At 40.0% G+C, this 23,380-nt stretch carries 19 protein-coding genes; 11 read left to right on the top strand and 8 right to left on the bottom strand.

All coding sequences use genetic code 11. The features are described 5' to 3' along the window. The first annotated feature begins 365 nt into the window (after positions 1 to 365). Positions 366 to 1,091 carry an oxygen-insensitive NADPH nitroreductase gene (gene nfsA / locus Q0779_RS03740; protein WP_298769655.1) on the top strand — a complete coding sequence of 242 codons (726 nt, stop codon included), beginning with the start codon at positions 366 to 368 and terminating at the stop codon, positions 1,089 to 1,091. A 7-nt stretch (positions 1,092 to 1,098) separates the two neighbouring features. Here the strand turns inward: nfsA and Q0779_RS03735 are convergent, their stop codons facing one another. Continuing rightward, on the bottom strand, positions 1,099 to 2,013 hold the full coding sequence (locus tag Q0779_RS03735) for an aldo/keto reductase (protein WP_298769654.1): 915 nt from the start codon (positions 2,011 to 2,013) through the stop codon (positions 1,099 to 1,101). An 80-nt stretch (positions 2,014 to 2,093) separates the two neighbouring features. Here Q0779_RS03735 and Q0779_RS03730 point away from each other — a divergent pair, with 80 nt between their 5' ends. Both Q0779_RS03730 and Q0779_RS03725 read left to right on the top strand, forming a co-directional pair. After that, complete coding sequence (locus Q0779_RS03730) at positions 2,094 to 2,513, top strand: thermonuclease family protein (RefSeq protein WP_298769653.1); 420 nt, start codon at positions 2,094 to 2,096, stop codon at positions 2,511 to 2,513. A gap of 305 nt (positions 2,514 to 2,818) precedes the next feature. Continuing rightward, positions 2,819 to 4,945 carry a tectonin domain-containing protein gene (locus tag Q0779_RS03725; protein ID WP_298769652.1) on the top strand — a complete coding sequence of 709 codons (2,127 nt, stop codon included), beginning with the start codon at positions 2,819 to 2,821 and terminating at the stop codon, positions 4,943 to 4,945. Positions 4,946 to 5,148: 203 nt separating this feature from the next. Here the strand turns inward: Q0779_RS03725 and Q0779_RS03720 are convergent, their stop codons facing one another. Further along, entirely contained in the window at positions 5,149 to 5,715 is a 567-nt protein-coding gene (locus Q0779_RS03720) for a hypothetical protein (protein WP_298769651.1), read from the bottom strand. A gap of 665 nt (positions 5,716 to 6,380) precedes the next feature. On the opposite strand from Q0779_RS03720, the gene Q0779_RS03715 reads away from it, so the two are divergent. From Q0779_RS03715 to Q0779_RS03690, 6 genes are all read left to right on the top strand, one after another. Next, positions 6,381 to 7,817 carry a YHYH protein gene (locus Q0779_RS03715; RefSeq protein WP_298769650.1) on the top strand — a complete coding sequence of 479 codons (1,437 nt, stop codon included), beginning with the start codon at positions 6,381 to 6,383 and terminating at the stop codon, positions 7,815 to 7,817. Positions 7,818 to 8,175: 358 nt separating this feature from the next. Then, positions 8,176 to 10,491 carry a heavy metal translocating P-type ATPase gene (locus Q0779_RS03710; RefSeq protein WP_298769648.1) on the top strand — a complete coding sequence of 772 codons (2,316 nt, stop codon included), beginning with the start codon at positions 8,176 to 8,178 and terminating at the stop codon, positions 10,489 to 10,491. Positions 10,492 to 10,504: 13 nt separating this feature from the next. Next, positions 10,505 to 10,804 (top strand): zinc ribbon domain-containing protein, encoded by a 300-nt coding sequence (locus Q0779_RS03705; RefSeq protein ID WP_298769646.1) that lies wholly within the window; start codon positions 10,505 to 10,507, stop codon positions 10,802 to 10,804. 98 nt (positions 10,805 to 10,902) lie between these two features. After that, the gene (locus Q0779_RS03700) at positions 10,903 to 11,601 is read left to right on the top strand and encodes a 4'-phosphopantetheinyl transferase (protein WP_298769643.1); all 699 of its coding nucleotides are present in this window, start codon (positions 10,903 to 10,905) and stop codon (positions 11,599 to 11,601) included. Positions 11,602 to 11,746: 145 nt separating this feature from the next. Next, entirely contained in the window at positions 11,747 to 13,900 is a 2,154-nt protein-coding gene (locus tag Q0779_RS03695) for a diguanylate cyclase (protein ID WP_298769641.1), read from the top strand. 78 nt (positions 13,901 to 13,978) lie between these two features. Continuing rightward, a complete protein-coding gene (locus Q0779_RS03690) occupies positions 13,979 to 14,449 on the top strand; it encodes a hypothetical protein (protein ID WP_298769638.1) in 471 nt (156 codons plus the stop codon). A 57-nt stretch (positions 14,450 to 14,506) separates the two neighbouring features. On the opposite strand, the gene Q0779_RS03685 is transcribed toward Q0779_RS03690, so the two are convergent. The 5 genes from Q0779_RS03685 to prmB all read right to left on the bottom strand — a co-directional run bounded on the left by Q0779_RS03685 (position 14,507) and on the right by prmB (position 18,656). Next, a complete protein-coding gene (locus tag Q0779_RS03685; RefSeq protein ID WP_298769636.1) occupies positions 14,507 to 15,040 on the bottom strand; it encodes an RNA methyltransferase in 534 nt (177 codons plus the stop codon). Positions 15,041 to 15,074: 34 nt separating this feature from the next. Then, positions 15,075 to 15,344: a YfcL family protein gene (locus Q0779_RS03680; RefSeq protein ID WP_298769634.1), complete on the bottom strand. Its 270-nt coding sequence runs from the start codon at positions 15,342 to 15,344 to the stop codon at positions 15,075 to 15,077. Positions 15,345 to 15,360: 16 nt separating this feature from the next. After that, positions 15,361 to 16,476: an ATP-NAD kinase family protein gene (locus Q0779_RS03675; protein ID WP_298769632.1), complete on the bottom strand. Its 1,116-nt coding sequence runs from the start codon at positions 16,474 to 16,476 to the stop codon at positions 15,361 to 15,363. Between the two features lie 28 nt (positions 16,477 to 16,504). Continuing rightward, positions 16,505 to 17,602, bottom strand: a complete 1,098-nt coding sequence (gene aroC / locus Q0779_RS03670; RefSeq protein WP_298769630.1) for a chorismate synthase — start codon at positions 17,600 to 17,602, stop codon at positions 16,505 to 16,507. Positions 17,603 to 17,711: 109 nt separating this feature from the next. Next, positions 17,712 to 18,656 (bottom strand): 50S ribosomal protein L3 N(5)-glutamine methyltransferase, encoded by a 945-nt coding sequence (gene prmB, locus Q0779_RS03665; RefSeq protein WP_298769628.1) that lies wholly within the window; start codon positions 18,654 to 18,656, stop codon positions 17,712 to 17,714. A 79-nt stretch (positions 18,657 to 18,735) separates the two neighbouring features. Between prmB and smrB the strand changes: the two genes are divergently transcribed. Then, complete coding sequence (gene smrB / locus Q0779_RS03660) at positions 18,736 to 19,266, top strand: endonuclease SmrB (RefSeq protein WP_298769626.1); 531 nt, start codon at positions 18,736 to 18,738, stop codon at positions 19,264 to 19,266. Between the two features lie 79 nt (positions 19,267 to 19,345). Here the strand turns inward: smrB and sixA are convergent, their stop codons facing one another. Further along, a complete protein-coding gene (gene sixA, locus Q0779_RS03655; RefSeq protein ID WP_298769837.1) occupies positions 19,346 to 19,825 on the bottom strand; it encodes a phosphohistidine phosphatase SixA in 480 nt (159 codons plus the stop codon). Positions 19,826 to 20,262: 437 nt separating this feature from the next. Here sixA and Q0779_RS03650 point away from each other — a divergent pair, with 437 nt between their 5' ends. Beyond that, complete coding sequence (locus Q0779_RS03650) at positions 20,263 to 23,061, top strand: insulinase family protein (RefSeq protein WP_298769624.1); 2,799 nt, start codon at positions 20,263 to 20,265, stop codon at positions 23,059 to 23,061. The last annotated feature ends 319 nt before the right edge of the window (positions 23,062 to 23,380 follow it).

Here is a 23,380-nt window from a genome sequence, read left to right as displayed (position 1 = left end):
TGGTATATCCTCCGGCCCTATAGCAGAATAAATTGACATTCCAGCCCATGTTAACGTCATCAACATAATGAAAGTCCGGCAGCGATATAAGACGTAAAAAATAAGTAAGTACATAATGAATGCCAACCCTTTGCAACCAATGTATACATAATGTTAATACCGCAACCACTCATCAACATCATCCTAAAGTATGAATGTTTACCTACCCATATAGCTATAAATAAAAAGACAACTAATACTTTTGTACTATACTGCTGTTTGTGAAAAATAAGAAAAGTATAGTAAATTGATTTTAAAAGATAAATTATATCGTTATCCTTCTTATGTTTTTATTTATACTGTTAACATTTAGAATAAGGTCTCTTATGAATCACACCATTGACACTATCCTTGCTCATCGCTCAATACGAAAGTTCACTCAACAAACGATCGATGAAGCATTACTCACCACTATTTTAAATTGTGCTATTGCCGCCTCTACATCTAGCTTTATACAATGTGTCAGTATCATACGGATCACACAGTCAGACACTAGAAAAACCTTGGCCCAATTAGCTGGCGGGCAAAACTATGTGGCATCAGCTGCTGAGTTTTTTGTTTTTTGTGCCGATTTTAATCGCCATAAACACATTCACCCTGACGCTCAATTAGGCTTTACAGAACAAACATTGATTGGGGCTATTGATGCAGCATTGATGGCACAAAATGCGCTCCTAGCAGCAGAATCACTAGGGCTAGGGGGAGTCTATATTGGTGGCATAAGAAACAACCCACAAGCCGTTTCCGAACTATTGGCCATGCCCTCTCATGTCATTCCACTTTTTGGCCTTTGTCTAGGTTATCCCGATCAAAACCCCGAGATAAAACCTCGATTGCCACAATCTCTTGTTGTTCACCAAGAAAGCTATCAACCTGAATTAAACAGACAAGTTTTAAGTGACTATGACGAACAAACACGAGAGTATTATCGACATCGAACTCAGGGCGCTAAAGACATGTCTTGGTCAGAACAAATCACCACGGCACTCAATAAAGAAGCGAGGCCTTTTATGAAAGACTTTATTAATAAAAAAGGTTTTAGTACTCGCTAAAAACCTTCTAAGGGACAGGTTGTCCCTTAGAAGCACACCATACTCGATACCATTGCTCATGATTAAGTGATAATGATAATGACTCCACAGCCAGTGTTGTTCTAACAATATTACCACTGCCTAACACAGGTAATGGGGCGCAGGGATGCCGCATTACCCATGCATACACAACCTGCTCAATCGAATCAGCATTAAGTTCTTCAACCAATGCGTCGAGTACTTGCTTCACTCTGACACTTTGTGGATTATCAAGATTAAAAATCGCCCCTCCCGCCAGACAAGACCACGCCATAGGACGGCAGGCGACTCTTTGTAGCTCTTCTAATACCCCCGAATCAAATACGGATAAATTTAACGGATTCATTTCAATTTGATTGGTCACTAAAGGAAAATCTAAGCGTGATTGCAGTAATAAGAATTGCGCAGCAGTAAAATTTGATACGCCAAAATACTTCACTTTACCTTGTTTTTTTAATAATGAAAAAGTACTGGCAACCTCGTCAGCATCCATCAGGTAATCAGGTCTGTGTAATAACAATACATCAAGATAATCGGTACCCAATAATCTTAATGAATTTTCCACCTGAGAAAAAATAACCTTTTGACTGAAATTGTAATGGCCAATTGTGCCGGCTTGGCTTGGCACAATACCACACTTAGAGATAATCTCTAGCTCATCTCTTAGGCCTTTTTTCAGCTTGAGGGCTTGACCAAATAACTGCTCACAAGGAGGATTGCCATAAACATGGGCATGATCCACACTGCTGATCCCAAGCGCTAAATGTGATTGAATAAAAGACAAACACTCCTGAGCAGATAAGTCCCACTCACCTAAGCGCCAATAGCCTTGAACTAAAGTCGATAAAGTCAGTCCATTGGACTGCACCGGTGTTTTCAATACCCGTTCCAATTGATTTACCATTATTCATTACCTATTTAAATTTGCATAATAAAAGGATCCCAGTAACACTTATAAAAGCATAAAAATATTGGAATTGATATATGTTAACGACACGCTTTACACTTATATGCTTCTTTTATTTCATTGTAAAAACAGTGATGGCTGTCCCACTCCATACTGAAACCCAACCCGCAAAAATAACGGCGATTTATAGTGCCGATCACTTTAGTGCCTATCTTCCTGAAGATCATACAAATACCCAAATCCGCCTCAATGGTATTTATACTCCCTCCCTTAATGGACAATGCGCTAAAGAAACAAATTTAGCATTAAAGGCTAAAGCATTCGTTACCGAATACTTAAAAAATGCAAAAGTCATATTACTCGATAAACAACAACATGATAAAAATAACGTACTCTGGGCCACAATGTATATTGATGGAACAAATTTATCTTATGTTCTCATCAATAAACAACTTGGAAGAAAGCTCCCTGCGCCGAAAGAGAGTTGGTGTCATTAAATAATAACAACCTTTTATTAACTTAATTTAATAACATTAAGATTAAAATAAACTTTATTGCTAGGACAACTAGCCAAACTTAATTGAGAATGAGATTCAACCAACCAAAATAAAACTCTAATTCATTAATAAAACACAATATTTAATGGCGTATAGCATACAAAGATATTTTATCCCTCCTTGTATAGATTAACAATGCTGTTTAACTTGTTCGGGTTTAATTAAATATTAAAAGCAACATTTTAATATTCACAATATTAGTTTGATTATAAATGAACAAGTTTAATATTATATAAGGATATAAAATGAAAATACGGTTAATGAAGCTCATACTCACCTTAATGTGTATAAGCGTTACTCCTCACGCTCATGCAAATTGGTTCGATGACATTGTCGATTGGCTTAACGACACGGCTAATGATGCAAGAGGTTATATCGAATTAATAAGGGAAGCGACCACTCAAGTTGGCTTTAGTCATTCAAATAGCCAAGTGTACCAAACACCAAGAGATCTTGCTGAACACACGGGAGAAATCACCTTCGCCACTTTCAATATCAAAGGATTTCCTGAACAAATCGCTGGGATCTCCAATGCTCAAGCAACCGAGCTTGTTCAAACGCAAATTAATAACAGTGGTTGGGATATTATCGGGCTGCAAGAGAACTGGGTCAGAAATGCCGCTTTAAGGCAGGGGCTTGACAGTGAACAATACCCTTACATGAGCGATCACTTTCAAGGTACAGCAACCTCATTTGGCGACGGTCTCAGTACCCTTTCCAAATATCCATTTGTCAATCGTCAAACACACGTCAAATATAACGATTGCTACGGTACCTTTGCTATGCTGCTGGCCGGTACCATATCAAGCCCAGATTGCGAAACAGAAAAGGGCTTCACTCTTACCGAAATTAATGTCCATAAAGATCTCATTATTCATTTTTATAATACCCACATGGATGCCGCCGGTGGCAGCGTTAAAACCAACCAGTTTAATCAACTAAAAGACTATATTAATACTGTCTCTGCGGGGATGCCTGTCGTCGTTTTAGGTGATTTCAATGCATGGAACGATAATGGTCAATGGGCTGATGATGATAATGGCAGCTATTTTACCCAAACATTAGGTCTCACATGGGCTTGTGGCGCTGTAGCCAGTGAAAACACCAATAAACCCAATCGTTGTAGTGGTGTTGATCATCTCGCCTACAGAGGCAATGCACAATTTAGCTTTGATGTGCTCACTGAAACAGAAATGGATCAAAGCATCAGTGATCATAACCCACTCATCACCAAATTACGTTGGATTAATCACTATTACTCAGCCGATCCTCAAGCACAAACCGCCATGCCCATTGCACTGCGCACCTATCATAATACCTATGTGGCAGCACAGAACAATGGCGGTGCGGATGTCGTCGGTAACAATCGTTCAACGGCTGATATTTGGGAAACCTTCACTCTTAATATGAAGCAAGCCATTAATAACAATCCACTTTGTTTGCAGCATAATGATAAAGTGACAGTAAAAAGCGGAAATGGCCATTATTTCAGAGCGCATGACCAAGGTAACCTCGATAGCATTGCCAGTGTTGGTCACATCTGGGAGACCTTCACACTTAAAAATCATACCCATCAAAGCCGCTGTCTTCAAAATGGAGATGCCATTTCCCTACTCAGTTACCACAACGACTATATCGTGGCTGAGCCCGATGGCCGTATACTCAGTGACCGAAATGAAGCGTATACCTGGGAGACCTTCACCGTCGAATTTGTCGCCAATCCTTTTGATGTTATTCAAGGGGGACTAAAACAGCTTTCTGCGGGGAGTGATGGGAAAGTATGGGGCGTTAATGGCGCCGATGACATTTTTCACTTTGAAAATAATCAATGGCATCAAGTGCCTGGTAAATTAAAGCAAATCTCGGTAGGTAACCATACTCATATTTGGGGCGTCAATGCCAGTAATCATATTTTTCAATGGCAAGGACAAGCGGGTTGGGTACAGATTCCGGGTCAACTCGCTTCTGTTGCCGTTGGGGCCGATGGTGCAGTATGGGGATTAGATCAAAGCGGCGCTATTTTCTACCTAGACAATCATCAATGGATCAATGTTGACGGTAATTTGAAACAAATCAGTGTTATTGATGCCAACAATGTCTGGGGAACTAATGCTAACAATGATATTTTTCAATTACAAACCAATAAAACTTGGCAGCATATTCCCGGTAAGCTCATTCATATTAGCGCCGCTGCAGGCAATAATATTTGGGGAGTAGGCACTGACAACCACGTCTATTATCGCGTCAACAACGATTGGAAACAAAGCATTTATGGCGGTCAAAAAAGCCATATTTCAATAGGCAGCAATCAACACTTATGGGCCATAGATCAACATAATAACCTCTATAACTCAGGTGGAAGTGGGTATTAAAAACAATCCGATGATTAATACGGCTTCCTCTTAGTGAAGCCGTCATCAATACTAAATTCTTTTACCATACGAATGTTATACCTGTGCTCTCCTCTAATGTCAGGAACTCATGAGAATAAACAGTCCAGACACACAATACTCATAAAAAATCCGCGATGTCATATCCCCTTTCATACATGGAATGACAGCCCAATACCGAAATTTTAAAGAGGAAAGGCGCTGAAATAATGTTGAATAAAAGGCGTCTTTTGCGTATTAATAAAATAAGTAGCCACGATGGGCTCACCACCAATAGACCAAGTATCATGTTCGTGACTGTTTAACGTCACACTAATGGAATTTATCCCAACTTGAAATAAACTTGAGTCTAAATGTAAATACGCACCATAAACTCGCTGAATTTTTTTACCATTGATAAAAAGATGCGCATGGCCTTCAATTTTCCCTTCGGGTGAATCTAAAAACTCAGGTGACTCTAATTCAAACCCATCATATATAATATGTAAATTATAACCCGACTTAACATCTTCAAACAGCTGCAAATCAAGTTTAGGTTCCATAACACCTTTTGGGATCATTTTATTGGCATGTGAATGTTTGTCATTTATGGCTTGCTCTTTTGCCTTACTCTTTTTCATTGAACTATGATCCATATTCATTAAGTCCACTTTAGTGGGGTCTTGACTTGCCTCAATAGTAAACGCTGTAAACCACTGCAATAAGCTGACTGTTGCTACTAACAATAATACATAGCTCAATATTCCTCTCATCTTCTTCTCCTTATTTTATAGTCAACATCATGTTGATCTGCTTCAATATCGCAAGTGCATCTTGTACATCAATAATAGCCGTTAGAATAAACCAAATTCTCTCCTATATAAAATAGGTTTATTAAAAACTATCAAACACACAATGGGCAATACATCCAAATAGAATATCAGTTATGGGCATCATTGCCATTACCTAGATAAACTAAATACTCATCCCAACCACAAAAAGTTTCAAACTAGCCATCAATAAAAAACGAGTTAGTTTAAACAGATACTGCGAAATCAAAGAGGATTTTTTAATAAAAAATAAACAGTTATGTTATATTCACATAAATCACACAGTTTAATATGTAAATTAAGTTAAAGTTTCAAACAGAACTTACATATCATTATAAAATTAAGCTAGAGTAAAAAAGGAACAGAAGAATACAATTTAAATTAATACGAAAATAAATACTTATCACTTATAACGCGTGAAGTATTTACAGGCAGAAACTATCTAAAAAAACAAGATCATTGACTAGAATTGTTATTTAAATTAGGTCGAATAATATCATGTGTAATAAAAATAAATAATGGAGAAAATTAATATGGAATATTGTTTTATCATAACCAATAACTTGAAATCACGAACCCCTCCCCTCATTTACAGGTTTTTTTTTATCATGCTGTTTATTTGCATGGTACCCACCTTTGTGCTCGCTGATGATGTGACACCTGATATCAGTATTGAGGCATATTCAGTAGTTCGGTCTATTGAAAAAGATAATGGCCATTGGGTGTTAACCTATGAGCTGTTTATTTCTTCAGATAAGAACATTAATGCCGTAACAGGCACATTAGTTCAATTCCCAGACTCTTGGATCCGCACAGGTGACGGTGATATTGAACTCGGCAACATAATGAGCAATACGACAGTCAGCGATACCTTTAGAGTCGTACTATCCACCAACACTCCGAATCTCCATCAATTTGTCTGGACATTTGACGGTAGCCCTACCGATACAGGTAACACATCAGGCGCCGATATACTCAAGGACTGGATAATAAATACCGAGCAGGAATACTCCCAATTTATTCCCAATGCGCTCATTCATGTCAACAGCGTCACCAACAATGGAGACAGTGTCACAGTTTCTGCATCAGGTATTCCTGATTATCAAGTAATTATCGATCAAGCCATACTTGAAACGGTAGCCAAACACCCAAGGGGTGATTTTCAAAATAATCAAGGGTTAACGGTGAATGAAGGCGATATAGTCAAGTTTGGCCAGAATATAGGCTGGACAGTCAGCCCTGTCGGTCGTGCTTGCTATACAACAGGCGGTGAAGGTTACTGGCCACCAGGCCCGGATTGCCCATTCGACATCGATAAGTCCATGGACTTTCCTCTGACTCCCAATGTTAATACAGGAACATGTGAAACGGGCAACGGTGCTATTGGCTATATGGTCAATGGAACATCCGTTTATAACTGGTCCGACGCTCGAGTCGATAACAATATTTGGCAACGTAACGCCCCAGTTTTTGAACAATATGATATGGATATTTGCAGTGGTCATGCCGCAAATGGTGATTATCATCACCATTTCAACTCGCAATGCTTAGCCAACACTGTTAATGATTTAGGCGACCAACATTCACCCGTTTATGGCTTTGCAAAAGATGGTTACGCCATCTATGGTCCTTGGCATGCACAAGGGATACTCGTCACAAGTTCTTGGCGTATTCGAGATTACCAAGATCCTCTCGTGGGTTGCAGTGATGGGGAACGCAGTTGCCTGATGGTCAATGAACTTGCTCCTAGCCAAGGAACAATGCCCGCAAGCACAATAGGGTATGATTTAGGTTATCCCTATACGCTTCAACCTCCCTTTAGAGGAGGAACCATTTCCCTTGATGCAGGCGCTTATTATCAAGATATGTACTGGGATGAAACGTTAATGACGCAAGGAGAACATGTCCTTGACGTACATAATGGCCATAGTCACGATGAGCTCGGTTACCACTATCACATAACAGTCACTCGCTCTGATAATGGCAAGTTATCCCCTGCTTTCCCTTATATTATTGGCCCCACTTTCAAAGGGGAATGCCAGTAATCGTCCTCTCTTTTCCTTCTCTTCTTGCGGCCTTTTAAGGTCGCGTCAATGTCTTCCTCAATCAAACATTAAAAAAAGTTAATAAAATTGGCAATTTGTATTTTTATCATTCTGGAATGTAAAAAAAAATGTTCAACATGTATCGACTTTAGTCTTAAATTAATCAGAATCGCTCTATAAATCGAAAAATAAAGAATACTGCTATATTTATCCTACCCTAAAGATTAAATTTATTTCAATAAATGACTAAATAGAAGTTAATCTCAAAAGTACGACATAATTTGATTAATCCTTTAGTTTTATCAACATGTTAAGTCAATAAGTCATAACGATATAGGCATATAAACTGGAGCGAGAAATGGAACAAAAGAGCGAATTCACCCCTCTCGAAATCGTATTACCCGATATTATCGGTGATCAAGATGCGTGTATCGCAAAACTTGAAGCCTTACTTCAATCAAGTTCTGGTATTAAAAAAGCACATCTCACTCGCCGTGAAGATAAAACAGGGATCTGTGTTCACTATAACCCAGACATACTCACACTTAAGCAAACACAAGCATTAATTGAGCTTTCTGGTGCCAAATTAAGCCAGCAATTTCAGCATATGAGTTTGCATGTCAAAGGAATGGATTGCAATGATTGCGCCACCATCATTGAGCATGCATTAATGCGATTAGAAGGTGTCATAGCCGCTAAAGTCAGCTATACAGGAGCGCAACTGAGACTTGAGTTTGATAGTAATGCTATTAGTTATAAAAGTATTGCAAAGAAAATATCAAAACTAGGCTACAAGCTCTCGGATCAAAACGAAACCAAAACCTGGTGGCAAACAAATCATGAACTTGTGATGAGTCTATTGTCAGGTGTTTTACTGTTATTCAGTTGGATAATTGACAGCTATAACCCTGGCTTAGCAAAAGCACTCGCCATTGCATCTTTTATTTTTGCAGGCTGGTTGACCTTCAGAGACAGTATACAAACCCTGATGCAAAAACGCTTCGATATTGACGTATTGATGCTGCTTGCCGCTATTGGGGCTGCAACAATGGGATTATGGGCTGAGGGCGCCTTATTACTCTTTTTGTTCAGTTTAGGGCACTCTTTAGAACACAAGGCTATGGATAAGGCTAAACGGGCTGTAAAAGCACTGGCCGATCTCGCCCCCAAAACCGCACTCATCAATAGAGATGGAGTAGATCAAGAAGTCCCAGTGGAAAGTTTACAGCTTGACGATATTGTTATTATTAAGCCAGGACAACATATCCCTGTCGATGGCATTATTATTAATGGCACGACTACAGTCGATCAAGCCCCCATCACGGGTGAGTCCATTCCTGTTGATAAACAAGCACAAGATAGTGTGTTTGCAGGCACTATTAACGGTGACGGCAATATACAAGTCAGTGTCACTAAGCTTACAGAGAACACAACATTAAACCGTATGGTGCGCATGGTCCTAGAGGCCGATACGCAAAAATCGCCCACACAACGGTTTACCGATCAATTCGTTAAATATTTCGTTCCCAGTGTCCTAATACTCGTTGTTGGCTTTATTTTTATTCCCCCGACGCTTTTTAATATGGCTTGGGGTGATGCTTTCTATCGAGCCATGTCCATTCTCGTCGCCGCTTCCCCTTGTGCTTTGGCTATTGCTACTCCAGCGGCCATCTTATCAGGCGTTGCCAGAGCAGCACAAAAAGGCGTATTAATTAAAGGCGGAATGCATTTAGAAAATTTAGGACGGATCAAGGCAATAGCCTTCGATAAAACGGGTACCCTCACCCAAGGAAAACCGGAAGTGCAAAGTATCCGCGCTCTCCATTCTGATGAAGAAGCTTTACTGACAATCGCAGCATCCCTTGAACGCTTAAGTACTCATCCTCTTGCCAAGGCGATTGTCGATCTCGCAGAAAAACGCGAACTCACTCTGATGGCCGTTGATGAAATGCAGTCTATTACTGGCAAAGGATTGTCAGGAAAACTAGAGGGAAAAACACTCTATGTAGGCAGTACACGCCTTTTTGATTCTCTGCCCAATGACGTGGAAACTTGTGTTAAAGAGCTCGAATCTTCAGGCTATACTACAATGATAGTCAAACACGGTGATCTCTGGTTAGGTGTAATAGGACTGGCCGATACAGTAAGAAAAGAGTCTGCCGATGCCATTAAAGACTTAATGGCAACTGGGCTTGAAAAAACCATCATGCTCACAGGTGATAATAGTGCTGTTGCTAACGCTGTTGCAAAAAAAGTTGGCGTATCAGAAGTCAGAGCCAATTTGCTACCAGAAGATAAACTCACCGAAATCACCCAACTAGAAAAAGATCTTGGCTATATTGCTATGGTTGGAGATGGCATTAACGACGCTCCAGCGATGGCCAGAGCGACAGTTGGCATTGCGATGGGTGGCGCGGGGACCGATGTGGCATTAGAAGCCTCCGATGTCGCACTGATGGCCGATGATTTAAATCGTTTACCTTTTGCCATAGGACTCAGCCGAACGGCTCAAAAAATTATTAGGCAAAACTTAACCATTTCTCTCTCTGTGGTAGCATTTCTGCTCATTGCAACCATGACTGGTTTTGCAGGATTGGGTCTTGCCGTCACCATTCATGAAGGTTCAACCCTCGTCGTTGTCGCAAATGCATTGCGCCTACTGCGTCATCAATAAAAGGAGTATCAATATGGGACATCACGGTAGAAAAGGTGGTGGTTTTTTAAAAGGGTTACTGGGTGGCGGTCACCATGGTAATAACCAAGATTATGGCTATCAAAACCCACAATCACCACCACAGCAGCCTGTACAACAGCCTCAAAATCAAGGTGTTTTTTGTCCAAGTTGCGGTGGAGGAAACTCACCTCAAGCTAAATTTTGTCAGCAATGCGGTAATACCATGACGCTAAAAGCTAACAGTTGCCATAAGTGTAATAAAGCTATCGAAACCAACGCAAAATTTTGCGAGCATTGTGGGGAAAAGCAATAAACGTAACAAGGCTCATGAAAATAATCATTTTCTTGAGCCTTTGATAGCGGCTCAAAAAGTGCGACAATTTGCATTTATTCATCAAACGAATTCAATCTATGCTTTCAAAACTCACGCCTTTACAGCAACGCTTTCCCCATATGAATGAGATCACTTTACTGTCATGTGAGTTTGAGATCAGTGCGTTTACCCCTTCATTATTTACTGAGCATCAAATTCTGCTGCCCGTAAAACTCAAAAAAGCCGTCCCCAAGCGACAAGCTGAATTCCTTGCAGGACGCTTTTTAGCTAAATGCTGCTTCAATCAATTAGCCTTACCCTATCAAGACATCATCAATGCCGAAGACCGTAGTCCAATCTGGCCCCAAAATGTCATTGGAAGCATCACTCACTCAAATGAAACTGCAGCTTGCGCCATCACGATATCAAAGGATATTCAAGCTCTTGGCATCGACCTTGAATATGATATCAATATAAAAAGCTGTGAAGATATTTATAAAAGTATTATCAATCCTACAGAAGAAGGCCTTATACGCGCAACAGCCTTGCCTTTTAACCAAGGGATCACCCTTGCTTTTTCTGCTAAAGAAAGCATTTATAAAGCGCTGTATCCTCTCATTAAGCAATTTTTCAATTTTGACGCCGTAGCAATAACACACATCGATCTTGACCAACAAAAGCTAATATTAACTCTCACCAAAAATTGGTCAACAAGGTTCAAAAAAAATCACGAATTTGAATGCCATTACATCCGTTTTAAGCATAGCTTCCTGACCACTGTCACCGTTTTTAACTAACAGATATTTTTGTTTGGCATAAACTTAATAAATGGCATTCAGCCCTCGTTTCATCATAAGTGAAAAACAAACAGGGTAAAATCCCGCCATTTTTAAAGGGGTAGGCCCTAGATTAACATGACATTGACACCAAGGAGCGATGCTTATGGCATTGTCATCGGTCAATATTACACACTATAAGTTAGCCATTATTCTTGGTCTAATAGGCTTTAGTATTAACTTATATCCCGTTTTATTAATCGCGAATATTCCATTGGTTTTAGGGAATGTTGTCATTGTCATTGCTGCTATTTTACTGGGTCCTTGGTATGCCCTCTTGACGGCTATCATTTGTGTTTCAGGTCTCATGTTTCTGTGGGCGAGCCCTCATGTTTACCTGCTTTTTGGACTTGAAGCACTTTGGCTTGGCTTTGCCAAACGAAAAAATATTTATGCACTTTACGCCAGTATTGCCTATTGGTTCTTAGTGGGAATGCCACTTTTTTATTTATATGCAACCTTTTTTACTCATATTCCTACAGCAAGTTTACCTTTTATTGTTTTGAAACAATCGATTAATGCGCTCATCTATACGAGTTTAGGCGCATTAATTGTTCTCATTGTGCCTTATTTTTGGCAATTTAAAACGAAAATTATCGACAATCAACGAAGAACGTTTAATACCCAACTGACCTACACTTTTACCCTAGTGCTCACATTCTCCCTTTTGTCATCGACTCTACTGTTTAATAATCATTTCATTAAACAACAAAAAGCGATGACCTATGAAAATTTACAAGACTCCGTTTCCCATCTAGGTAATTTTACGTCTGTTTTTATCGATGAACATGTCAAAGCCATCGCTAACGCCGCTCACTGGCTCAGCCTAGATCCGAAAGCACAAAGTGACTGGCAATTCCAATTAACGAGCCTGCATCAAAGTTACCCCAGTTTCTTGACAATGTTAATCACTGATAGCAAAGCTCAAGTAATAGCAGCAAGCCCCAAAAAGGGATTAAATTTATCACACAATATCAATATTGCGGATCGAGACTATTTTCAGCAAGCTTTTTTCTATCAACAAACCTTTGTTTCATCCGTTTTTCAAGGAAGAGGTTTTGGAAATGATGCAATTGTCGCCATTAGCGCCCCTATTTATTCACAACCGTCGAAACACGAGCCCATAGGCATCATTGAAGGCTCTTTAAATTTAAACCAATTTGCCAAAATAGAGCATAAGAACACCAAAAACCACCAGCAAGCCATGTTACTAGTCGATGAACATAACAAGGTCATCTATGCTTCTAAAATATTGATGCTCGCGCCTCTAAAACCATTAAAGGTAAAACTGGTTGGTGAAGAATATGAAACAGGGTTACCCATGATGAATATTATCAATACCAAAAATCCCACCCCTGAGTTCATCTATGCTTCTGTCACACTGGAAAATGGTTGGACACTCTATACACTCAATCCACTCATGCCTTTGATAAAATTGATAGAAGAACTCTATTTAGCCACATTTGCCATTCTCATTATCGCGCTACTCATTACCTTTTATATTACCCGTGTCGTGAGCTTAAGGTTAACCCAACCACTGGCCATTATTGCAAAAGACTTTGATGAAAATCACATTCAAAACGTCAATATTGAGCAGATACAAAATGAAGCCCCACAAGAAATATATGCATTACACCAAAGGCTACAGAAAAGTAAACGCGAGCTAATGAGCTATCAATCTGAACTTGAAAATAGTGTTAAATTAAGAACCCTAGAGCTCGAAGAAGCCAACAGCCAGCTAAAATCCTTATCTGAAATCGATCCCTTAACAGGTCTCTACAATAGACGCATTGCAGAGTTTAAATTCACCAGTTTACATGAAATTAATCAGCGAAATAATGAAACAATTGTCGTCGCCCTTCTCGACTTAGATCACTTCAAGCAAGTAAATGATCAACAGGGACACTTAGGGGGTGATGAAGCACTCAAAACCATATCCACCTTGTTGACACACACTTTTAAACGCGATACCGATATCATTTCTCGTTTTGGTGGTGAGGAGTTTTTATTGATATTATCTTTTTCTGAACCACATAAAATCGAGGCACACCTAAACTACTTCAGAGAAAAGCTAGCACAAACTCAAATAACAAACCCACAGAGCCAAGAGACGTTTCATGTGACGACAAGTATAGGTGCAATGATGGCCTCTCCCAGTTTCAGCACATCCCTTGAAGACTGGATAAAACAAGCAGATATCAACCTTTATAAAGCCAAAAAAAGTGGTCGCAACCAAGTGATTTACTCTCAGAACAATTAAACAAGATTATTGCGATAATCAACATTAATTTGCGCTACCATAGCGAGCTAGAGCCACGACATGGTAAAAGGCCAACCGTTGAACAAAACACACATATTATTCGGTCATCAAAAAGGACAGTATGCTTTTTATTTGCCAAATGCTCCCTTATTACCGAATAGCTGGCATCATACTCAATCCGATGCCATAGCCAGCATCATTCAATTAAACGGCAATCATTGGCGAAAAATTTTTACCCTAATGGCCAAAATAACCTGTCAAGATCACGACTGGAAAACCTATAGAGATCAGTTTTTACTCAAAACGAATGAACAAATTCATATCAATGCTGATACCTTATCGCCTACCGCACAGATACACATTATTTCAGGACAAAGCGCTGCCGAACAATTAAATCTGAATCTAAAACACTTTCAGAATATTCATAATCAGACATCATTAAAAGTATTTCAATCTCAATTGCTTGTGCCTTATTTAGATTATCGCCAATATCCAAATGCATTGATTGAAATAACACGTGAGTATCTCAATCAATTTAGCCATAAATGAAAACAAAAAGGAAAGCCATTGGCTTTCCTTGTCCATTTAAGGTGATCACTATGCCACTTACACTTTTATATTTTTAATCCTGACACGATTATTCGTATCTCGACTTTGGCGAATAAGGGCATCACCATTTTCAAAGTGTGCCATTTTTGCCATTCGATCGTAAAGTAACACATTCACCGATGCCGCTAAATTCATGCACCCTTTCGTTGGCATATACACGACAGCATCACTGGCATCGATTAACGACTGACTGACAGTGCCATCTTCAGGACCAAAAATATACAAAGCTTTCTCTGGATGCTGAAATTCAGGTAAAGGACAAGCTCCCTCTACTAAATCAACACACACGAGACTGATTTCACTCCCTACCGCCTCACGTAGATCCTCTACTTGAGTTTGGGGAATAGATAAACTAGCACCTTTAGTATCAGTATTATATTGTGCATTTCCATTCGTCGCGGCCAGCAAGTAACGCTTTCCAGTAAAAAAAACCGCATCGGCATCATAGCAACCCGCCGCTCTCATGATCCCACCCATATTCGTCGGACTTTTTGGATTTAATAATCCAATACCAATATAACTTGATTTCATTTAATGACACTTCACTCTCGTCAATTTTCAAATATTAAGCTGCAATTTGTTGACGTAATGCTTGCCAAGCATCTTCTACCAATTTGTAATCTTGCTCACCTAACTCTTCTTTTGCTAAATCTAAACACACTTGCATTTTTGCTGATAAACAACTGAGATCTTGATTCTCTTCAACTTCAAGTTGTGACAACACCACTGCAAAATGACCTTGTAAATAACCACTGGCAAATAAAGCATCATCATCACCTGACTCAACAATACCTTCAATCCAATTTTGCAATGTGTGCTCATACTTCTCTAACATGGGATCTCCATAGGATCTAATTGATTTCGACCACTGGATACATCACATAATCTCGATATCCAGTGATCACTTTATAATACCCTGCAAGGGACTGATCTAATTCTGAATCGCCAGAATCAACAATTAACGGGCGTCCTTCTAAAGCCTTTAGCTTGGCTTTAGTCGCTAAAATAATAATATTCTCTCGGCCAATTTGACGAATTAATGCTGGGGATAACTGTTGATTCCCTCGCCCCAAAATATGGCCTTGTCCACCGATAAGCGTGATAAATAATTTAGTCTCTTGCCCTAGAGTGTGCTCAAGCAATGCCTGGGCCGTTAAATCCGATTGGATCAACACTTGCTCTTTGATTAAGTCCACACCCAACAAGGTATTCTCAAGCCCCATTTCAGCCATCACAAACGCCAATGTACTGCCCGATCCCATAATACATAATGCATCATCCATAAGCGCTATCGCCTCTGCGGCTATATCAGCAAGGACTAAGGCCTCGCATTCCACTCCTCCCTGCTTTACCGCTTGAACGTAACGAGGCTCAGCAGGAACCTGCATCTCTCCAAAGCGCTTAGCTTGAACACGACCTTGTCTAAACAAGGCTTCGTCAATATCCATCACATCAGCGCTCATCAGGCTGACTAACTCACCCTCGAGTAATTGCTTAACCACTAAGCCTGCAGCAACGGGAGTGACCCCATATACTCCAGAATGAATTTTCACTCCAGCAGGTACCCCCAATACAGGCACACTCTCTCCAATAGCGGCATAAACATCTCTGGCAGTGCCATCCCCTCCCGCAAAAAGAATTAAATCAACACCTTGTTCACGTAGGCTTACTGCTGCACCAACGGTATCACTGGCCTGGGTCAATACAGGAGCTTGATAAACCACTTGAGTCGTAAAACCCAGCTCCTGAGCAACACTTTCTCCCATATCGCCTGAGGCGGTGATGATTTCAATGCTATCTTTTTTAGGCACTATTTTAAGTAACGCTTGCTTCATACGCTTCATGGCTTGAGGTAAGGCGCCTTTGGCTAAAGCTTCAAAGGCAACGCCATCACTGCCTTTTAACGCAACGCTACCCCCTAGCCCCGCCAATGGGTTTATCAGTAAACCTAATCGAAACAAGGCCATTATCCAATTAACCTTGAAACTGCCCGACTCATTTACGCATTCCAATATTGGGCGTTTGACTCGTTACGTCCATATTTTGTCCACGATGTCTCAATAAGTGATCCATCAATACGATAGCCAACATCGCTTCAGCAATAGGCACTGCGCGTATTCCCACACAGGGATCATGACGACCTTTTGTGACGACTTCGGCAACTTCACCAGTTGCAGTCATACTCTGTCCCGGCACACTAATACTGGAAGTCGGTTTTAATGCCATATGTGCAACAATAGGTTGACCCGATGAAATGCCACCTAAAATGCCACCCGCATGATTCGACTCAAACCCTTCAGGTGACATGAGATCACGATGCTCTGAGCCTTTTTGCTCAACAACAGCAAATCCATCGCCAATTTCAACCCCTTTCACCGCATTAATTCCCATCAATGCATGGGCAATTTCAGCATCTAAGCGATCAAAAACAGGCTCACCTAACCCCACAGGTACACCTGTCGCAACAACCGTTAATTTCGCACCAATGGAATCCCCACTTTTCTTCAAATCACGCATATACTCATCAAGCGCTTCAAGTTGACTCTCATCGGGGAAAAAGAACGGATTTTTTTCGATTTGTTCAACATCCATCTTTTCAGCTTTAATTGGACCAAGCTGTGACATAAATCCATAAATATCGACACCATGGACATGCTTTAAATATTTTTTAGCCACCGCTCCTGCGGCAACTCGCATGGCTGTTTCGCGAGCAGAAGCGCGTCCGCCTCCTCTGTAATCCCTTAAGCCATATTTTTGCTGGTAGGTATAATCGGCATGACCTGGACGAAAAAGATCTTTAATATTGGAATAATCTTTACTACGCTGATCGGTATTTTCAATTAATAAACCAATCGATGTACCTGTGGTTTTACCTTCAAAAACACCTGATAAAATACGAACGGCATCGGGTTCACGCCTTGCGGTTGTGTAACGAGACGTACCTGGACGACGGCGATCAAGATCATGTTGTAAATCAGCTTCGCTTAATGCCATTCCTGGCGGACAACCGTCAATAATACACCCTAGAGCAGTGCCATGACTTTCACCAAAAGTCGTTACGACAAAATGTTGACCTATACTGTTTCCCGACATCAGCTTTACACCTCAAACAATTAAATACGTCTAATCCTTAAAGTATGGCGCAGCCATTCAGGATTAAATCAAAACTTGTTATATAAACAATGACAAATTAGCCATTAAGTTATTCGCTATCTCGATACGCTTTAAACACATCGCGGTGTGCTTGAAGCTGATCATATGTCAACACAAACACGCCATCACCACCATGTTGAAATTCCGCCCAACTAAAAGGCACTTGGGGAAATTGCTCAGCCAAGTGCACCATAGAATTACCCACTTCAACGACTAATATACCGCTTGGGGTTAAATAATCCGCCGCATTCGCTAAAATACGTTTAGTTAAGTCTAAACCATCATGACCAGAGGCTAAGCCTAATTCAGGCTCATGATGATACTCTTGAGGCATATCATCAATATCTTCAGCATCCACATATGGCGGATTGGTCACAATCAAATCATATTGTGGGCCTTTAGGAATCGCTGCAAATAAATCAGATTCCATAGCAAAAACTCTGTCCATCACACCTAGCGATTCAATATTAATTTGTGCCACATCAAGTGCATCAGTGCTGATATCTAACGCATCCACTTCAGCGTCTTCAAACTCATAAGCGCAAGCAATCGCAATACAACCACTCCCAGTGCATAAATCTAAGACACGATTAACCGATTTATTATACAGCCAAGGGCTAAAACGCTCAGCAATCATTTCAGCTATGGGCGAACGCGGCACCAAGACACGCTCATCAACATAAAAAGATAAACCAGCAAATCTTGCCTCATGGGTTAAATAAGGAACAGGCAAACGCTCTTGAACACGCCGAATAATCAACTCGACAATTTTATGCTTTTCACTGCTGGTTAAGTTACTATGAATAACCTGTTGACCAATCTCTTGAGGCAAATGCAATGCATGAAAAACCAAAGCAATCGCTTCATCCCACGCATTATCCGTCCCATGACCATAATATATATTTGCATCATTAAAACGGCTTACGGCCCAACGCAGCATATCGCCAACAGTACGTAATTCAGCGACAGCTTCATCAACAAAAATCTTATCCAAAATAGACTCCAACATTATAATTGGACTTCATTGTAACTGAAGTCTATTCATATGGCATCGAATTCAATAAAATACCCCCATGAATAAAAAATATGACGATGATGACCAGGCTCTGTTTTCTACGCTAATTCAAGGGATTAAACCCTTAAAGCAGGATAAGCGTCATTTCACAGCCTCGCCAAAAAATAAAGAAAAGTGGGCACAAGCAGAGCAAAAATTGCATGCAGATAGCTATTTTTCTGATACGTACCAACCTTTAATGCCAACAGAAGGGCCAATGCGATGGGTAAGAGAGGATGTGGATAGCTTTGAATTAAAACGATTACGCCGAGGTGATTATTGTCCAGATCTGTTACTGGATCTTCACGGACTAAGACAATCAGAAGCCAAACTTGAGCTTGTGGCACTGATACAAGCCGCCATCAAACAACACAGCCCTTGCTGTAGTGTTATGCATGGTCATGGGAGCGGCATATTAAAACAGCAATTACCCCTGTGGTTAGCTCAGCACCCCCAAGTAAAAGCCTTTCATCAAGCACCTAAAGAATGGGGAGGAACGGCTGCATTACTCGTATTAATAGAGATAGAAGAAGCGCCTTTTTCTTTTTAATCGACTTTCATCTTCCGTCACCATTGAAAATAAGACTCTTCGATGGTGACACAACGGAGGCCAATTCACCCGTTAGCCCTTAAGACACCTTACTGCAAGAATAAGGCGACTCTTGCCAAGTAAGAGAATGACTGTCCTGACCTTTTTCAATAAGAGCAATACCTGACGTAGAAAACAAAGGCGGTTCGATATCGGGCAAAAAGGCATTTACTAAATACCCGAGTAAAGGCATATGTGCTATCACTAACACTTTTTTTGCCTGATAAAACTCGGCATAAGTCACTATCACATCCATCGTATCACTGGCATGATTTAACGGTGTTAGCTCTTCTAACACATGCCATTGCGTGGGCTCAGTAAAATACTGACTCACTTCTTGCCATGTCTGTTGGGCACGAACATAAGGACTCACCAAGACTAAATCAAAGTGATCCACAGAAGCCGATAACCATTGACTCATCATTACGGTTTGAAAACGGCCCGCATCCGTGAGTGTCCTGTCTTGATCCGAGCGAGTCTGATGATTCGCTTCACCATGTCGCATTAAATATAGTTGCATACTGCTGTGCAGATCCCATTTCACATTGTTATAGGGTGATGTTCTTGGCATTAAAAACTAACATACCTTATGTATACTCTTTCACCCACTTAAAATAGCGCCTAACGTCATTCTATCTGAAAAAATTAACTTAATCCCACTGTTTTTGTTAATAAAACAGCATAAAATAGCAATTAAGAGAAACAAAACAAAACAATTGATTAACGTTAGGATTAACATGAGGATCAACAATGATCATGAATGGGTCAATGTGGAAAATTTAAACAGGCTCTAACATAAAATAGTTCCCTTCTTAATCCTGCTAAAAAGATACCTCTCCTGCGGATGTATTTATGACTCCTTGATATTGCATACCATAAGTATAAGTGTTTAACTTATGGTATTTAATGATTTTTATTATTCTTGGCTACACCTCTAGCCAATAGTGGAGAATGATTTTGCCTGATCCTTTATCTCAAACCATCATAAAAAGCCCTAATGATCATAGGCAATATCAATATCTCAAGTTAAACAATGGGTTATCTGTTCTACTGGTTGAAGACAATAAAAGCAAAATGGCGGCCGCATCTATGGCGGTAAAAGTTGGACACTTCGATGATCCAATGACTCGTCCGGGTATGGCACACTTTCTTGAGCACATGCTATTCTTAGGCACTCAAAAATACCCCTTATCCGGTGAATATCATAAATACATTAATCAACATGGTGGCAGTAATAATGCTTGGACAGGTACAGAGCAAACCAATTTTTTCTATGACATACACATCGATGCTTATGAAGGCTCTTTAGACAGATTTAGCCAATTCTTTACTCACCCACTTTTTAACCCTGAGTGGATTGATAAAGAAAGACACGCCATTGAATCTGAGTTCAGTTTAAAACTGAATGACGATGTACGTCGAATTTACCAAGTCCATAAAGAAACGGTTAATAGTCACCACCCTTTTTCCAAATTCTCAGTGGGTAACCTCGAAACACTTGCAGGGGAACCTTCAAAATTGCAAACTGAATTAGTCGCATTTTATCAACAACATTATAGCGCTAATTTAATGACATTATGCTTAGTGGCTCCCCTCTCTATAGCAAAGCTAAGCATTCTTGCTAAACACTATTTCAGCGACATACCTAACCATCAACTCACTAAAGAGTACCCTAATACCCCTCTTTATCAGCCAGCAGAACTTGGTCAACAAATTAATATTAAGCCCTTAAAACAACAAAGAAGGCTTGGGATCTGCTTTAGTTTACCCGCTATCGACTCTTTATATCATTGTAAACCCCTCACTTTCATTAGCCACCTACTGGGTTATGAAGGCCAAGGGAGTTTGTTATCTTATTTAAAGTCAGAAGGCTTAGCAACAAGCTTGTCTGCGGGCGGCGGCGCCCATGGTTATAATTATAAAGATTACAATATCAGTATCTTATTAACGAAAAAAGGTTATCAACACTTAGAGGATATTGTAACTGCTTGCTTTGAATATATTCACTTAATCAAAAATCATGGATTAGAAAACTGGCGTTATCAAGAAAGATCACAGTTATTAATGCAAGCTTTCAAATATCAAGAAGCCAGTAAACCATTAGATCTTGCCAGTCATTTAAGCATTAACATGCATCATTACCCAGTAGAAGACATCATCTTTGGTGATTATCGAATGAATAATCTACCGTTAGAAGCGACTCGAGAGTTATTGGCTCTTATGCGTCCTTCTAATATCAGACTGCAAGTGATAGCACAAGATGTGGAAACCGATACCCAAGCACAATGGTATCATTCCCAGTACCAAATGAGGCCTATTTCACCACAGCGATTAGCACTTTGGGAACACATCCAGACTCGAGAAGCCTTGTCGCTTCCCATACCGAATCCTTTTGTTGCACCAGATAACGGCCCTAGAGTACACAAAAGCTATACCAAAATCCCCGTTGTCGTCGCACAAGGAGAAGGTTACCGTATTTGGCATAGAAAAGATGATGAGTTTAATGTGCCTAAAGGTCACCTCTATTTGTCTTTAGACTCTGCTCAAGCCGCGGCAAGCCCTCGTCATGCAGCAACAACTCGGCTCTATGTCGAAATGTTATTGGATTTTTTAACCGAACACACCTACCCAGCAGAAGTAGCAGGATTAAGTTACAATATTTATCCTCATCAGGGGGGAATTACACTGCATTTAACCGGTTTTACAGGCAAACAGGAGGCCTTACTTTCCCTCATTATTAATAAGGCACGAGAACGGAATTTTACTCAGGCTAGATTTGACATCATTAAACAGCAGATCCTTCGAAACTGGCACAACCACAGCCAAGCTAAACCCATATCTCAATTGTTTACCAGTTTAACGGTAACATTACAAAAACGCAGCTTTGAACCCGCGAGAATGGCTGAATGCCTCGAAGGCATCACTTTAGAGGATCTTCATGAACATGTTCGCTTATTTTATGAAAAAGTCCATTTAGAAGGGCTCGTCTATGGCGATTGGTTGATCAGCGAAGTACATTCATTGGCTAAAAGGTTAAATCACATTTTATCTTTAGTGTCTTCCCCAAGCGACAGCAGTGCACGAGAAATTATCGATTTAAGCCATCAAAAAACCTTATTGAGAGAACGTATTACACCTCACCAAGATAGTAGTGTGATTGTTTATTATCAATCAACTGTTACCAATATCAATACCATGGGGATTTTCAGTTTATTAAACCATACCATGTCTTCTTCTTTTTTCCATGAGTTACGCACCCAGCGCCAATTAGGCTATATGTTAGGCACAGGATACTTTCCTCTCAACCGTTACCCAGGAATGATTTTTTATATTCAATCTCCCAGTCGAAGTCCATTACAGTTGCTTGAAGCTATCGATCAATTCATTGCCGATTTCACCTATGCCATCATGCAAATTACCCAAGAAGATTGGGACAAAAATAAACAAGGACTCATTAAGCAACTATTAGAACAAGATACAAACCTAAAAAGCCGAAGCCAACGCTATTGGGCCAGTATTGCCAATCAAGATTACCTTTTTAATCAAAGAGAAAAAGTGGCTAACTTTATTGCTGATATTTCTCGAGCACAACTTATTAAATTCATCATGACAAAAATGCGCACACAATATGCGGATAGATTGGTTGTTTTCAATACAGGTCAAGCACATCAAGATTTCCCGCCATTGAAAACAAACAATATGATAGACGATTTACGTGCATTTAAACAAAAAACCCATACCCTTAGTCGGGATTAATCATTCACAACACATTAAATTTTGAGCAAGATATCCGTCTTTTATACGGTTATATTAATGATACACAACAAAAGACAAATATCTTGCAAAAAAACAAAACACCAGTCAAAAACACCAACAAGTGTCTATTTACCCTCTCAAAATAAGCAGTAACGCCTATATCTAAGAGGTTGAATGAGTTAGAAATCCAATAATTTTAAAACTCACAGCTCATAAAATTTCAATATTTTTGACAAGCTCATCACTTTCTGGAAAAGTTAAACTAACTCGATGTTACTTTTATCATTATTGTTTCATTCAACCTAATAGATAACAGCCG

Origin of the sequence: uncultured Shewanella sp. (genome assembly GCF_947491715.1) — a bacterium.
Classification (GTDB): domain Bacteria; phylum Pseudomonadota; class Gammaproteobacteria; order Enterobacterales; family Shewanellaceae; genus Shewanella.
This window is presented reverse-complemented; position numbering and strand designations above follow the sequence as displayed.

Excerpts from the sequence above, each read along its gene's own strand:
- nfsA (WP_298769655.1), top strand. The coding sequence starts at position 366 with ATGAATCACACCATTGACACTATCCTTGCTCATCGCTCAATACGAAAG.
- Q0779_RS03735 (WP_298769654.1), bottom strand. The coding sequence starts at position 2,013 with ATGGTAAATCAATTGGAACGGGTATTGAAAACACCGGTGCAGTCCAAT.
- Q0779_RS03730 (WP_298769653.1), top strand. The coding sequence starts at position 2,094 with ATGTTAACGACACGCTTTACACTTATATGCTTCTTTTATTTCATTGTA.
- Q0779_RS03725 (WP_298769652.1), top strand. The coding sequence starts at position 2,819 with ATGAAAATACGGTTAATGAAGCTCATACTCACCTTAATGTGTATAAGC.
- Q0779_RS03720 (WP_298769651.1), bottom strand. The coding sequence starts at position 5,715 with ATGAGAGGAATATTGAGCTATGTATTATTGTTAGTAGCAACAGTCAGC.
- Q0779_RS03715 (WP_298769650.1), top strand. The coding sequence starts at position 6,381 with ATGCTGTTTATTTGCATGGTACCCACCTTTGTGCTCGCTGATGATGTG.
- Q0779_RS03710 (WP_298769648.1), top strand. The coding sequence starts at position 8,176 with ATGGAACAAAAGAGCGAATTCACCCCTCTCGAAATCGTATTACCCGAT.
- Q0779_RS03705 (WP_298769646.1), top strand. The coding sequence starts at position 10,505 with ATGGGACATCACGGTAGAAAAGGTGGTGGTTTTTTAAAAGGGTTACTG.
- Q0779_RS03700 (WP_298769643.1), top strand. The coding sequence starts at position 10,903 with ATGCTTTCAAAACTCACGCCTTTACAGCAACGCTTTCCCCATATGAAT.
- Q0779_RS03695 (WP_298769641.1), top strand. The coding sequence starts at position 11,747 with ATGGCATTGTCATCGGTCAATATTACACACTATAAGTTAGCCATTATT.
- Q0779_RS03685 (WP_298769636.1), bottom strand. The coding sequence starts at position 15,040 with ATGAAATCAAGTTATATTGGTATTGGATTATTAAATCCAAAAAGTCCG.
- Q0779_RS03680 (WP_298769634.1), bottom strand. The coding sequence starts at position 15,344 with ATGTTAGAGAAGTATGAGCACACATTGCAAAATTGGATTGAAGGTATT.
- Q0779_RS03675 (WP_298769632.1), bottom strand. The coding sequence starts at position 16,476 with ATGGCCTTGTTTCGATTAGGTTTACTGATAAACCCATTGGCGGGGCTA.
- aroC (WP_298769630.1), bottom strand. The coding sequence starts at position 17,602 with ATGTCGGGAAACAGTATAGGTCAACATTTTGTCGTAACGACTTTTGGT.
- smrB (WP_298769626.1), top strand. The coding sequence starts at position 18,736 with ATGAATAAAAAATATGACGATGATGACCAGGCTCTGTTTTCTACGCTA.
- sixA (WP_298769837.1), bottom strand. The coding sequence starts at position 19,825 with ATGCAACTATATTTAATGCGACATGGTGAAGCGAATCATCAGACTCGC.